8 protein-coding genes are annotated in these 14607 nt (G+C 68.7%); 3 read left to right on the forward strand and 5 right to left on the reverse strand.

All coding sequences use genetic code 11. The features are described from left to right. Positions 1–22: 22 nt before the first annotated feature. Complete coding sequence (locus GPZ80_RS05515; protein ID WP_187218683.1) at positions 23–1336, reverse strand: flavin-containing monooxygenase; 1314 nt, start codon at positions 1334–1336, stop codon at positions 23–25. A 9-nt stretch (positions 1337–1345) separates the two neighbouring features. Then, a complete protein-coding gene (locus GPZ80_RS05520) occupies positions 1346–1942 on the reverse strand; it encodes a PadR family transcriptional regulator (RefSeq protein ID WP_187218685.1) in 597 nt (198 codons plus the stop codon). Positions 1943–1995: 53 nt separating this feature from the next. On the opposite strand from GPZ80_RS05520, the gene GPZ80_RS05525 reads away from it, so the two are divergent. Together GPZ80_RS05525 and GPZ80_RS05530 are read left to right on the forward strand one after the other, a co-directional pair. After that, on the forward strand, positions 1996–3177 hold the full coding sequence (locus tag GPZ80_RS05525; RefSeq protein WP_187218687.1) for an FAD-dependent oxidoreductase: 1182 nt from the start codon (positions 1996–1998) through the stop codon (positions 3175–3177). A 110-nt stretch (positions 3178–3287) separates the two neighbouring features. Next, a complete protein-coding gene (locus tag GPZ80_RS05530; RefSeq protein WP_187218689.1) occupies positions 3288–4850 on the forward strand; it encodes an N-acetylmuramoyl-L-alanine amidase in 1563 nt (520 codons plus the stop codon). Between the two features lie 144 nt (positions 4851–4994). Here GPZ80_RS05530 and GPZ80_RS05535 read toward each other — a convergent pair whose 3' ends face one another. From GPZ80_RS05535 to GPZ80_RS05545, 3 genes are read right to left on the reverse strand one after another with little or no spacing between them, the layout of a single operon-like run. Further along, the gene (locus GPZ80_RS05535) at positions 4995–9872 is read right to left on the reverse strand and encodes a DNA repair ATPase (RefSeq protein WP_312880130.1); all 4878 of its coding nucleotides are present in this window, start codon (positions 9870–9872) and stop codon (positions 4995–4997) included. A gap of 40 nt (positions 9873–9912) precedes the next feature. Beyond that, the gene (locus GPZ80_RS05540) at positions 9913–11922 is read right to left on the reverse strand and encodes a flotillin family protein (protein WP_187218691.1); all 2010 of its coding nucleotides are present in this window, start codon (positions 11920–11922) and stop codon (positions 9913–9915) included. 28 nt (positions 11923–11950) lie between these two features. Next, positions 11951–12553, reverse strand: a complete 603-nt coding sequence (locus GPZ80_RS05545) for a hypothetical protein (RefSeq protein WP_187218694.1) — start codon at positions 12551–12553, stop codon at positions 11951–11953. Positions 12554–12750: 197 nt separating this feature from the next. Here GPZ80_RS05545 and GPZ80_RS05550 point away from each other — a divergent pair, with 197 nt between their 5' ends. Further along, complete coding sequence (locus GPZ80_RS05550; RefSeq protein ID WP_187218696.1) at positions 12751–14556, forward strand: hypothetical protein; 1806 nt, start codon at positions 12751–12753, stop codon at positions 14554–14556. Positions 14557–14607: the final 51 nt, after the last annotated feature.

The following is a 14607-nucleotide window of genomic DNA, read 5'->3' on the forward strand; positions in this document are numbered from 1 at the left end:
CCGATTTTCGCCAGGCCCACCGTCACCGCCGCTGGGCGCCCGCCTTCCGCTCGCGCGCCAACTCCCGCAGGTACGGCAGGAAGTCGACCTCGATGGTGTGCCGTTTGGACGACAGGTACCGCTTGCGCACCGAGCGCTGGTACGCGCCGATTTCCCTGATCATCTCGGTGCGGCCGGGCAGCCTGGCCGCGCCGGTGACCAGGTCGGCCACCCAGTGCGCCTGCGCCTGCGCGATCGGCATGATCGCCCCCAGCGGCTGGACCAGGCCGAGGAAGTACAGGCCCGCGTGCGACGGGTCCACGACTCGCCGGTACAGGGCCACCTCGTTGTCCCGGGCGCTGAAGACGGACGGTGCCAGAAACGGGAAGCTGATGCGATAACCGGTGCAGTAGACGATCTCGTCGACCTCCTCCTGCGACCCGTCGGCGAAGTGAACGACCGAGCCGTCGAGACGGGTGATGGTCGGCTTCACGGTGATGTCGCCGTGGCCTAGCCGGACCAGCAGGTCGCTGGACACCGTGGGGTGCGCGGAAAGCACCTTGTGGTCCGGTTCCGGCAACCCGTAGTCGACCATCCGGCCCTGGGTCAGCCGCAGCGCGACCCGCATCGTGAGGCGCTGAAACCAGTGCGGCAGCAGGGCGATCGGCGTCTTCGCCAGCCGGTCGAACGGTCTGCCGAAGATGTACTTCGGCACGACGTGCGCGCCGCGGCGCATCGAAAGGAACGTCCGCTGGGCCACCCGCGACGTCTCGACGGCGATGTCCGTCGCCGAGTTGCCGATGCCCAGGACGAGAACCCGCTTGCCCACATAGGGATCGGGGACCTTGTAGGCGTGGGCGTGGGTCTGCCCGCCATCGAACGTGTCGGCGCCGGGGAAGGCGGGCTCGGGCCAGCGCGCGTCCCAGTGGTGCCCGTTCGCGACGACCACCGCGCCGTACTCGGCGGTGCGCCGCTCGTCGGTGTCGCGGTCGCGCACGGTCACCCGCCAGCCGTCGCCAGCCGGCTCGACGGCGACGACCTCGGTCCGGAACGTGATCCGCTCGCGCAGGCCGAAGTGGTCGACGAAGTCGTCGAAGTACTCGGCGATCTGGAAGTGGCTGGGGTAGTCCGGCAGGTGCTTGGGCATCGGGTACGCGGCGTACTCCATCACCTGCCGCGAGGTGTTGATGTGCAGCGACCGGTACGCCGACGACATCCCGTTGTCGTTGAGGTAGCGCCAGTTCCCGCCCACCTCGGAGCCCGCCTCGAAACAGTCGAAGTCGACCCCCCGGGCCGCGAGCACCTGCACTGCCGCGATGCCGGAAGACCCCGCTCCGATGACGCATACCCGACCCATCGGGCCAGGTTAGTCGGAATGGCCCGCCGCGTAGGAGAGCAACTTGTCGTGCGTCCAGGTCAGTTCGCCGCTCTCGAAGTCCTTCACCACCGAGCGCAGCCAGGCGACCTCGGCCCGGCCGACGGCCTGCGCGTACTCCTCTTCCAGCCCGAAGATCCGTGGCAGCCCGGTCACCTCGGCGAGCGACTCGTCCAGTGAGCGCTCCAGCGTGTCCGCGCGGGTTCGAAGGCAGGCCAGGACCTCGGCCGGTTCCATGATCAGCATCGAGGCCAGCGCGGCGGGGAACGCCGGGAACTCGGTCGCGGGCGTGCTCAGCAGTTCGCGCAGCCACTCGACGACCGTGCGCGAGCCCGCTTCGGTCAGCTCGTAGACCGTGCGCTCGGGACGGCCCTCGTCGCGGGCGGTGTTGCGGACGCGAATGAGTCCGACCCGGTCGAGGCGCTCGACGGTTTGGTAGACGCTGTTGCGCTGCGCGACGTTCGCGACCCGGTCCTTGGCCCGCTCCTTGATCAGCTCACGCATCCGGTACGGGTGCATGGGCTGCTCGGCCAGGAGCACCAGCAGGACGAGGGCCAGCGGCGATGGGCGGTGCGACCGGCTCGACATGGCGCCAAGCCTAATCGCTTGTTGGATGTAGTCATAATATGTATAGTCATGACATGACCTTTCACGTTCTCATCATCGGCGGAGGCATCGCCGGTCCCGTTACCGCGATGGCGCTCCGCGAAGCCGGCATCCGCTCGACCGTCTACGAGGCCTACGACCAGGCCGCCGACGGCGTGGGCGCGTTTCTCGGCCTCGCCCCCAACGGGCTGCACGCGCTGCGCGTGCTCGGCCTGGACGAACCGGTGCGGTCGGCCGGGTTCGACAGTCCCGGCCTGCGGCTCACCCTCAGCGGCGGCCGCACGCTCCTGGAGACGTCGTTCACCGGCACCCGCGCCGACGCGCTGCCGCCGATCACCATCAAACGGGCCGACCTCTACGCGACCCTGCGCGACGAGGCCATCCGGCGCGGGGTCGACATCGTCTACGGCAAGCGCCTGGTTGGCGCCGAATCGAACGAGACCGGCGTCGTCGCCAGGTTCGCCGACGGCACGACAGCGGAGGGCGACCTGCTCATCGGGGCCGACGGCCTGCAGTCGCGGGTCCGGCAGCTCATCGACCCGGCATCGCCCGCGCCCCGCTATGTGCCGTTCCTCAACACCGGCGGCTTCGCCGAGGGCGTGCGGGTGGACGTGCCGCTCGGGACGACCCGGATGATGTTCGGCAGGCGCGCCTTCTTCGGCTACACCCCGGCGCCGGACGGCTCGGTGTGGTGGTTCGCGAACCCGGCCCAGCGCCAGGAACTCTCCCGCGCCGAACTGGACACGATCAGCTCCGAGCAGTGGCGCGCCAGGCTGCTCGACCTGTTCGACGGCGACGACCCGGTGGCGTCGGAGCTGATCAGGGCCACCCCGGTGATCCCGCCGTGCTGGGCCACCTACGACTTCCCATCGGCGCCGCTCTGGCACCGCGACCGCCTGCTGATCATCGGCGACGCGGCGCACGCGACCTCGCCGTCGTCCGGCCAGGGCGCGTCGATGGCCTTGGAGGACGCGGTGGAACTGGCCCGCTGCCTGCGCGACCTCCCCGACCACACCCGCGCTTTCGCCGCGTACGAGGGATTCCGGCGCGAGCGGGTCGAGCGGATCGTGGCCACGGGCAAGCGCAACGGATCGCAGAAGGGACTCGGCCGGATCGGCCGGATGCTGCTGCCGGTGATCTTCAAGGTGCTGCCCAAGCCGGACCTGAACTGGATGTACGACTATCGCTCGCCGTGGGACGCGCCCGCGTCCGTGTGAACCTCGGTAGTCTGCCGGGAGAGCACGTCTGGGGCGTGCCGCTTCCTATACTTGGGGTGTTGATGAAGCGCGTTGTATCCCTTTCTGTACTCGCCATAGTCGCTCCGTTATTGGTCACCATTGCGGGCGCGAACGCCGCGCAGCCCACCAGGGCGCCGAAGATGCCGTCGATCCAGACGGCCGACCTGTCCGCGAGCCCGCCGGTCAAGGCGAAGGCCGCGACGCTGGCGGCGAAGTCCGGCAAGACCACGGCGCCAGGTGTGCGCGAGGTGGCGCCGGACGGCGGGTTCTCGATGGTCGCGCTCAAGTGGAGCGGCGAGGCTCCCGAGGTGATGGAGGTGCGCTGGCGCAAGGACGGCACCTGGAGTGAATGGCAGGAGAGTGAGCCCACCGAGGGCGGCCGCGACGGAAAGCCGGTCGTCACCACCGAACCCATCTGGACCGGGCGGGCCGATCGGATCCAGGTGCGCGCCACCCGCGCGGGCAAGGTCGGGACCGACGCGCTGACCGTGGTGGCCGTCGACCCCGGGGAGTCGCCGAATGACGCGCGCATCGCGACCGTGAACGCCGTCCCGGACAAGCCGACCCTGGTCACCCGCGCGCAGTGGGGCGCCGACGAGTCGATCATGGACTGGACGCCGGAGTACGTCGACGACATCAAGGGCATCACGGTCCACCACACCGCGGAGACCAACGACTACTCCTGCGCCGACTCCGCGGCGATCGTCCGCTCGATCTACCGAATCCACGCCATCGACCGCGGCTTCGGTGATATCGGCTACAACGTGCTCGTCGACAAGTGCGGCACGCTCTTCGAGGGCCGCTCGGGAGGCCAACGCCACCCGGTGATCGCCGGGCACGCGTACGGCTACAACCGGCACACGTTCGGCATCTCGATGATGGGCCACCACACGTCCACCCCGCCGACCGACGCCACTCTGGAATCGGTGGCGGCCATGGCGGCGTGGAAAATGAGCAATGGCTACGTCGATCCGGCGGGCACGGTCACGCTGACCAGCGCCGCGGGCGTGAGCAAGACCGTGCCGAAGGTTTTCGGCCACCGCGATGTCGTCGTCACCGAATGCCCCGGTCAGATGGCATACGACAGGCTCGGCGCCATCCGGACCCGGGTCACCACATTGATGGGTGACTGGCAGGCCAGCCCGATCCACCAGAAGTGGCAGGCACTGGGCACGGCCTCAATCGGCCCGGTCTACGGCGTTGAGCAGTCCGAGGCGGGCGGCGGACGGTCCACCGAGTTCAAGCAAGGCGTGTCGACCATCGCCTACCGCTCCGACATCGGCGCCCACCTGGTGAGCGGCGCGATCAACGCCAAGTTCCGGGAACTGGGCGGAATCGCCAAACTCGGCTACCCGACGAACGACGAATCAGCCACGACGGACGGCCAGGGCCGCTTCAACCACTTCACCGGCAGCGCGTCGATCTACTACACGCCCACGACCGGCGCGCACGCGGTGCTCGGCCCGATCCTCGACACCTGGAACTCCCTGGGCGCGGAGAAGTCGTTCCTGGGCTACCCGACCACCGACGAGGAAACCATCGACGGCGGGCGACGGGCGAACTTCCAGGGCGGCACCGTTCTGATCAGCAACAGCACCGGCAAGATCACGGTTTACCGCAAGTACACCGGCACCACGGCGATCCGCCGCTGACGTTCGCTTGACACGAAACTGCCCGACCGGCGATCCGGTCGGGCAGTTTCATTTGAACGAAGAATCCACACGCACATACGGGCTGCCCACACCCGACCGGCATCCCCACGCATAGGCCCGAACCGCCGACCGGCCAGACAACGCCTACGCCCGAGACCGAATAGCCGATCCGATATCGCCAACCCGGTCAGCGAGCAGCCCCACAGCCCCCACCGCCCGACTCATCGGATCCGTTCCATCGCCGCCCAACGCCTTCTCCCGCAGGTAGGCGGCCTTGACCGCCGTCCATCGCTCAGCCTGCTCTCGCGAGAGCCTGCCTCGCAGTTCCGCGAGCTTGAGCAGGTTGGACTCGGCTCCGGAGGTGAGGGTCTGCGCCTCGCCCTGGTAGTGGTCGTCGATGACCGCTTCCAGCTCAGCGTCGTTCATCACCGCGACGATGCGCTCCGCGAGCTTGTTCATGTTGCGGTACGAGCCCTGCAACCCGAACGGCGGCTCGGTCCGTGAGGAATCGGCCTGCGCGGCGGACTCGATGTACGCCTGGTTGTTGGCGAGCACGATTTCCTGCACGCGCAACAGCTTGCGCAGCACCGAAAGAATCTGCTCGACCTCCACCGCGGAGTACGGGTGCGAGAGCTGGTCGGAGCGGACCGAGTCGTCGCCGCGGGCCATTCGGACGAACAGGCCGATGTCCGCGCGCTCCCGAGTGGACAGTGGGGCGAGGACCGGGTTCGACGTGAGTGAGTTCTCCACATAGCTCAGCGCGAACAGCTCCTCCCGGCCGGACAGCACATCGCCGAGGTTCCACACGTCGGCGCGGTTGGCCAGCATGTCCGGGATGCGGAAGCGCTTGCCGGACTCGGTGTAGGGGTTGCCCGCCATGCAGACGGCGAACCGCTTGCCGCGCATGTCGTAGGTGCGGGTCCGCCCGTCCCAGACGCCTTCCATCCGGCGCTGCGCGTCGCACAGCGAGATGAACTTCTGCAGCAGCTCCGGGTTGGTGTGCTGGATGTCGTCGAGGTAGAGCAGGACGTTGTTGCCCATCTCCAACCCGAAGTTGATCTTTTCGATTTCCTGCCTGGCGGTCGCGTTGGGGGCGTCCGCGGGGTCGATCGACGTCACGTCATGGCCCAGTGCCGGACCGTTGACCTTGACGAACACCAGGCCCAGGCGGTTCGCGACGTACTCCATCAGCGTCGTCTTGCCGTAGCCAGGCGGGGAGATCAGCAGCAGCAGGCCCATCTGGTCGGTGCGCTTGGCGTCGCCCGCCGCGCCGAGTTGCTTGGCCAGGTTGTCGCCGATGAGCGGCAGGTAGACCTCGTCGAGCAGTCGGTTGCGGACGAACGCGCTCATGACCTTGGGCTGGAACTCCGTCAGCCGCAGCCGGGACTTCTCCGCGGCCACCAGGGCCTCACGCTTGCGCTGGTAGGCGCGGAACGCCGGCACCTGCTCGACCCGGAACCGCTTGGTGCGGGCCAGGAACTCGTCGAGCCGCAGGTCGACCGCGCGGTCGGCGATGCGCGGATGCGCGCCGAGCAGGCCCTCGACCCGCTCGGTGAGCGCGGCGGACGAGTCGTGCCGCGGCAGGTCCGGGCACAGCTCGATCGCCACCGCCTCTGGCAGGTCCACATCGGACAAATCGGTGGTCGCCTGGTACGCGCCAAGCCAGGCGAGGACAAGCTGGTGCCGGGTGGCGAGATCGTCGCCCAGCGACCGGAGGTCCTCGTCGAACTGCTGTCCGCAGGCGGCGCGGAACCGGTCGACGAGCGCGCGGGCGGCGGCACTGGTGACGAATCCCAGCGGCGCGCTCGCCAACTCCTCGAACAGGTACTCGCCGACGTCCTCGATCGGCAGACCGGCCCCGGTCAGGAACTCCGACGCCGCGTGGGAAAGCTCCCCGCACAGATCGGCGATGGCGGGCGGCGGACCGAAAGCCGATCGGACCCGCGCCAGCGAGCCCGCCCGGACCGTCCACTGCGTGCGGGTCGCCTCATCGGCGCCGTGAGCCCAGAACAGCTGGGCGGCCGCACGGACGGCAGGCGAGTAGCGAAGCAGACCGGCCCCCGCGTGCAGCCGCAGCAGCACGTCGAGGATCTGGGTGGCGTCGTGGTCGTGCACGCCGCGCTCGTAGCCCTCGTCGTAGCGGCTCTCCGCGATCTTGCGGACCTCCGCGAGCAGGCTCTCCGACTCGCGCAGGGCCACGGGGTCACCCGAGTCCAAAATGGACGCCGCGAGATGCTCGGCCCGGTAGACCTCCGGCGACTCGGACACCAGCAGTTGCGACCAGAAGACACTGGTGTGCTGGAAGTCCTGGTCACGGACCGGCGAGCGGTAGTCGGTCCCGGTGACCGCGAACGCCATCTCGTCGCCGTGCGGGACCAGCGTCAGGTCGAGCGGCTGGGTGTTGACGGCGAAGGCGTGCTTGCCGAAGCGCAGTGTGTCGCCGCCGTCGCTGAACAGGTCGAGACGGTCGCGCAGCGAGCGGCCCGCGTCCTGGCGTGCGGCCTTCACCCGGCCCGCGAGTTCCTCGGCCCGCACCTGGTCGCCGAGTTCGCGCAGATCGGCGGTCACCGAGCGGACCTTGGCGACCATCGGGTCGGACGCGAAGTAGGTGTTGACCTCGTCGATCGTGGCCAGGCTCGCCACCCGCCGGGTTACGCTGGCCAGCACCCGCTCGGCCGACTCGACGAGCCGGTCGGCCCGGCGCGCGCGGTCGTCGAGCAGGGCCTGCTTGCGCGAGGAGAACGCCTCGTAGACGTCGGTACGCTTCTTGCCCAGTTCGGTGAGGAAGTCGTCGAACTCGCCGAAACGCGACTCCAGGTTCTCCACCTGGAGCATGAGTCTCCCGAGTTGTTCGTCGCAGCGCTCGGGGGTGTCCGCGACCGCCAGCGCTCCCGTAATGGCCTGCCCAAGCAGCGCGAACTCCGCCGCGAACTCCGCGCGGCCCTCAGTGGCCAGGAGTTCCTTGCGTCGCGCGATGAGGGTGGCGCGGGCCCGGTTGACCCCCGCGAGGACCTCGCCGATCCGCTCCAGGATGGACGTTCGCGCGGTGGCGTCGGCGATGTCGAGCGAGCCGACGACCTCGGTGACGACCTCCAGACCCTCGGACTGCTCGCTGAGCCGCTCGCTGATCGGTGCCGCCTCGGCGACCGTGGTGATCGACTCGGCGTCGGCGACCAGTTTGGCGACCTGTTCGTGATACCCCGTGAACGCGTCGGCGCCCTGCAGGAAGCCGACAGCGCGCTGGCCCGCCGAGATCTGCTCCTCGACCACCATCGCGTCGAGGGAGTCCACAGTAGACAAGTCGACATATCGCTGTTCGCGCAGCGTGATCAGCCGACCCTGGGCGCGGCGCAACTCGGCGAGCTGGGACACCCAGGCGGCGGCCGACTTCGGCGCCTCGCCGCGCACGGCCCGCACCAGGGTGGTGATCTGCGCCGAGGTCTCGGCCAGCACGTCGGCGGCCTGCTTGGTCAGCGCGGTGACGGTCTCGAACTCGTCGAGGACCTGCTCGGCGGTGGCCCGGACCTGGGTCAGCGACTCGCGCAGGTCACCGAGGTCGAGCCAGTGGTAGACGTCGAACGCCCGGGAGCAGGAGGCGATCAGCGACTCGAAGACGGCGGCCGACGGCGCCATGTCGTCGACCATGTGCGCCACCGACAGGCAGTCGGAGATCCCGCGTACCAGGTCCGGGTTGCCGACCCGCTCCAGCGGCCCGGTCCCGACCGGCTGCGCGGCGGCGTAAGTGTCCGACAGGTAGGGCGTCTGCCAGACCTGCATGGGATGCACGCGGGTCGGTTCCTCGGAGACCGCCCGGAACACCACGAGGGTGCCGTCGTCGAACAGTGAGTACCCGTGGCAGACCAGCGGGTTCGCCACTTCCTTGCGGATCAGGTTGTAGGGCAGCAGCAGCGAGCGGCCGTCGCCGCGGGCGTGGAAGACGAACAGCACGTCCTCGCCGTTGGGCGAGCGGATGACCCGCTCGTACTCCAGGTCCGTGACGTCGGTGTCGAATGTCTTGTGCACGCCGGTGGCGAGGTAGTAGCCGCCGGGGAAGATGAGGCCCTGGTCCTCCGGCAGCCGCCTGCACGCCTGGCCGATGCCGTCGAGCCGCACCACGGACTTGGTGTGGGTGTTGAAGACCAGGTGCCGCCAAACGGTCTCGTTGTAGGGCCGCACCCGGATGAGGATGAGCGGCCCGACCTCGGCGTAGTGCACGTCGGCGTCGGCGAGGCTCTGCAGCGGCTCGGCGACCGCCTCGGCGTAGATCCCCTCGCCGGTCTCGGTGTTGTTCTCGACCTTCAGCGTGAGATCGCCGTGGATCGTCTCGACGAACACCTTGTCCAGGATGGAGATGTGCGGGAACCGGCCAAGCACGTGATTGTCGCGGGTCGTCTCGACCCACTCGAAGTCGTGCGACGGCGGGAAGACATGATCCCGCTCGCCACGACTGTCCTCATAGGACACCAATCCGCTGGAGGTGACCTTCCAGCGCAGGACCTTGATGTCCTCGGTGCGCGGACCGGTCTGAAACACCGCGAGCAGCTTGCCCTCGACCCGGCGCAGCTGCAGCAGCCGAGTCTCGCGGTAGTACCGGTACAGCTCGCCGAAGTCGCGGACGAACTGCTCGTCGCGCAGCAGCTCGGGAAGCTCCTCGGCGCCCGCCGCGTCGAACCGGAAGGCCTCGCCGTCGCGGACGAAGGTGTGCAGCGAGAACACGTCGTCGATCGTGGTCTCCGGCTTCAGGCCGATGAACACGTTGTACCCAAAGAGCATGAGGCCCCCCGGGCTGTGACTGCCTCCAATGCCGGCGGGCATGGGAACGATGTCCCTCGGCACGCAGTTGTTCTCCGTGCGGATCCGGTCGTTGCCGACCAGCCGCAGCTCGGTTCCGCCGAAGACCCGCAGGCGCTCGGTGTTGAGCGCCTCGGCCCGGCGGGCCAGCTCGGCGGCCTGCTCGCCGAGCCGGGCGCGCAGCACCTCGTATGTGCCCGCGTCGAGCGCGGGCGCTTCCAGTTTGGACACCGCAGTCCCCGCCACCTCGGTCGCTGTCACCGCTGTCAGGTCAGCTCTGCGCGGCGGCCAGGGCGGCGACCGGCTGGTCGGCGATCCCGAGGCGCTGCGCGTGGCCGAGCAGCTCCTGCAGCTTCGACGAGTCGCCACCGCCGGTGTTGATCAGCTTGAGCAGCAGGGCGGACACGGTCAGGTTCTTGACGTCGTTGGTGCCGAACGACCCGAGGATGCCCTTGAGGTCGTCGGTGAAGCTCGCCGAGCCGTTGAGCCAGCCGCCGCCGAGCTGCTGCGCGACCGACGAGTGGTCGACGAACCCGTCGACCGCCTTGCCCATGGTGATCGCGCCGACGATCTTGTCGAAGAACATGGTCTCGCCGCCGACGATGTCGATGTCGGCCTTCTCCAGGCCCGCGGCCAGCACCATGGCCTGCGCCTCGGCGACCTCGCGCTGCGCGTCGATGCCCTTGAGACGGACCTCCTTGTCGGCTTCGAGCCGCAGTCGGTACTCCTCGTGCCCGCGGGTCGCGTCGTCCATGGCGGCCAGCGCGCCCGCCTTGTCGGACAGGCCCTCGGCCTCGCCCTTGAGCTTCTCCTTGATGCCCTCGGCCTCGGCCATCGCCTTCTCGCGGTAGACCGCCGCCTCCGCGCGGCCGACCTTCTCGATCGCCGCCGCGTCGCGCTCACGGACCTGGACCTCGGCCAGCCCCTTGGCCGCGGCCTCCGCCTGCGCGCCCTCGGCGAGCCGGATCATCGCCCGGGTGTCGAGCTCCGCGGCCTGCTGGCGGGCCTCGGCGAGCACCAGTTCCTCACGGGCCTTGTGCTTGGCCGACGCCTCGGACGCCTCAGCCGCCTTGATGTCCTTGACCAGGCTCTCCTGGGCCTCGGCCTCGGCGCCGATGATCAGCGCCTGGCGCTTGCGCTCGGCCTCCTCGACCATCCGCAGGCGCTTGATGTTCTCTTCCTGCTCGGCGACGGTCTTGTCGACGGCGATGCGCTCGCGCACGACTTCGGCCACCGCGCGCTTCTCGGCCTCGACCTCTTTGTTCTTGGAGATGGTGGACAGCTCGGTCTCGCGCTCGCGGGCGATGACCTCGAGCATCCGGTCCTTCTCGATGCGCTCGGTCTCGATCGCGATGACCCGCTCGCGGTTCTTCTCCGCCACGGCGATCTCGCGGGCCTTGTTCTCGGTCTGGATGCCGAGCGCTTCCTCGGTGCGCAGGTGCGCGGTGTTGGCCTTCAGCCGCTCCTCGGCCTGGACCTTGGCCGTCTCCGCCTCTTCGCGGGCGCGCATGGTGTCGACCTCGCGACGCTGCTTGATCTCCGCGTCCGCCTGCCTGCGCTCGAGTTCCAGGATGGCCTCCCGCGCGTCGACGTTCTGGCGGGTGATCTCCTTCTCCTCATTGCGCTGGAACTCGTTGGTGCGGATGTGCTCGATCGCGGTCAGCTCGGTGATCTTGCGGATGCCTTGGGCGTCAAGGATGTTGGCCGCGTCGAGCTGCGTCATCGGGGTCTGCTCGAGGTAGTCGATCGCCGCGTCCTCAAGGCTGTAGCCGTTGAGGTCGGTGCCGATGACCCGGATGATCTGGTCGCGGAAGTGGTCGCGCTGGGTGTAGAGGTCGACGAAGTCGAGTTGCTTGCCGACGGTCTTGAGCGCCTCGGAGAACTTGGCGTTGAACAGCGCCTGCAGGGTGTGCTCGTCGCTGGCCCGCTGGGTGCCGATCGCCTGGGCGACCTTGATGACGTCCTCGACGGTCTTGTTGACCCGCACGAAGAACGTGATGCGGATGTCGGCGCGGATGTTGTCGTGGCAGATCAGGCCGTCCTTGCCCGCACGGTTGATCTCGATGGTCTTCACCGAGATGTCCATGAGCTCGGCCTTGTGCAGCACCGGGAGCACGACCGCGCCGGTGAACGTGACGTCCACCTTCTTGACCTTGGACACGATCAGCGCCTTGCCCTGCTCCACCTTCCGGAACAGCCTGCTGACGAGGAACAGCATGATGATGACGACGAGCAGGATCACGCCGAGCAGGATGCCCAGACCGGTGGAGATCAGGTCCATTCTTGTTGCCCCTCAGTAAAAGGTCAGATCAGGAGAGTGGAACGTCGACCGCGGAGATCCAGAAGAACTCGCCGGTCGGGTCGTAGTCATAGATGAACGCGGTCTCGCCGGTGCGCAGCACCGGCCCGCCCGCGCGGCGGACCTGGATGATCGCCGAGGAACCGTCATCGGCGGTGACCTCGGCCTGGCCGAAGGTCTCGTCGACAACGCCGGTGCGCACCACGCACGGCCTGCCGACGAAGTCGATGCGGGAGGCGACGATCTCGTCGCCGAAAACCTTCCGCAGCGGGACCACGACCACGCGGGTCACGAGCAGCGCGATGAGCAGCGCGGCCAGGAGCACGCCCACCAGGGCCGCGATCTTGAGCGGAGCCGGGAATCCGACGTCGCCGAGCAGGACCGTGCCCACGAGGGCGACGAACCACGCCACGACGACCACCAGGGTGAGCGCGATGCTCACCGGCACACCACCGAGACCGAACCCGCCGGCGACGCCGCCGTCGAGGGTGTCCACCGCGTCTACTTCGGACGCACCCAGCGCGACGAAAAGCCAGTAAAGGATCACTACGAGCAAGAGGAAGGTGAACAACACGACGGGGAACCGGAGAGTCGCCGCGACGAACTCACCCATGTACCGCCCCCATCACCCGGTTGTGGTCCCGACCCTAGCGGTCTCCCAATGTGTTGTTCGCGTTTCCGCGCCACAATGTGACGCGGTGGAGACCACAGAGGTTCCACCCGTCCACAGCGGACCCAAGATTGGTGTTACCGGAAGTAACTGTTACTTGCTATCATGGCTTCGAGCAGCTGCGAGAGAGGCAAGGACCAATGACGCTGGCACACGCCGACACACCACCCGCCGGGGGCGCGCCCGTCCTGCAGATCCTCATTGCCCTGGGCATGTTCGCGGCGGTGTTCATCCCGCTGACGATCTTCGTCGTGCGCGAGGCCCGCGGGCGCAAGACGCTGCTGGGCGGACTGGCCGACTTCAGCGCCCGGATCACCGGCCTGCCCCGCTGGGCGCCGCTGCCGATGGCTGTCGCCTTCGCCTCCGGCATGTCCGCGCTGATCGGCGTCTACTGGGACGTCCCGATCCACATGGAACTCGGCCGCGACGAAGGTCCGCTGGCCAACCCCTCGCACTACCCGATCTACTTCGGCCTCGTCGGCATCTTCGCCTCCGGCATCATCAGCGCCGCCCTCGCCGTGCGCGACATGCCGCCCCGCGGCCTGAAGATCGGCCCGAACCTGCGCATCCCGCGCGGCAGCGTGCTGATGATGGCCACCGGCTCCGTCGGCCTGATGGGCTTCCCCCTCGACGACCTGTGGCACCGGCTCTTCGGCCAGGACGTCACCGAGTGGGGCCCCACGCACGTGCTGATGATCTGCGGCGGCATCATCGTCGTGATCGGCATCCAGCTTCTGCTCGCCGAGGCCCGGCAGATCACCGGCGACACGAAGGTCACCCGCTGGCTCGGGGTGATCGCGGCGGGCGCCTGGCTGATGGGCACCTCGGCGATGCTGATGGAGTTCGACCTCGGCGTGCCGCAGTTCCCGATGCTCGCCCACGTCGGACTGGTCGCGCTGACCACCACGTGGCCGATGGTCGTCGCCCGGGCGAGTTTCGGCCCCGGCGGCGCGCTGATCACGGTCGCGGTGCTGCTCCTCTCTCGCCTGGTGTTCGTGGCCATCCCGTTCGCCCAGGACTTCCACGTGGCCGTGCTGCTGCCGTGCATCGCCGAGGCGATCATCATCGAGGTCGTCGCCCTGTTCCTGCGGCCCGGCTACGCCTTCGGCGCGGTGTCCGGCCTGGCGGTCGGCACCCTGGGCATGCTGGCCGAGACCGGCCTGAGCCAGTGGATCATGCCCGACCCGTGGCCGACCTCGATGCTCGCCGACACGCTGGTCGTGGGTGTGCTCGCCGGTGTCGCCGGTGGCCTCATCGGCGCCTGGCAGCACCAGCGGATCGAGGAGATCGCCCACCCGCAAACTATTGCCCCCCAGGGGTTCCGCCGTAGGCACGCGCTCGGACTCGTCGGCGCACTCGGCGCGACGGCCGTGCTCGGCTTCGTGGTCCCGCCGCAGGACCCGGAACCCGGTTGGTCGGCGGACATCCAGCTCACCGAGTCGCCCACGGGCCTGCACGTGGAGCGGCCCGACGGCGCCCCGGAGCGGTGGGTCAACGCGACGGTGAAGATCACCCCGGCGTCCATCACCGAGGACGCGGTGTGGCTGAACGGGTTCTCCTGGCAGGGTGGCGGGTTCAACAGCGCTCCGCTGGTTCCGCTGGGGGACGGGGTTTACCGGACCAGCGAGCCGCTGCCGGTGTTCGGCAACTGGAAGTCGGGGATCCGGCTGCACACCGCTGACCGTGTGCTGACCTTGGCGCCTGTTTACGCGCCGGCGGATCCGGCCGCCAACGCGCCGGCGATCGCGGCCGTGGATGGGCCGCATCCGTTTGTGGCGGAGATCGACTTCTTGCAGCGGGAGCGGAAGTCGGACACTCCGGCGGTGTTGTGGTCGATCGCCTATCTGTTTGTCGGTGGGGTGTTCGCGCTGGCTTGGGCGTTGTTCGCCTGGTTGTACGCGTCGGCTGCTCAGCCTGTTCGGGAACAGTCTTCGGCTCCCGCATAGCTGCTTGGGGTGCCTGGCGGCTCTGGCTGCTGGTGCCTGTCGACGGCCTGT

It is taken from the genome of Actinokineospora xionganensis (genome assembly GCF_014323725.1).
GTDB classification, from domain to species: Bacteria; Actinomycetota; Actinomycetes; order Mycobacteriales; family Pseudonocardiaceae; genus Actinokineospora; species Actinokineospora xionganensis.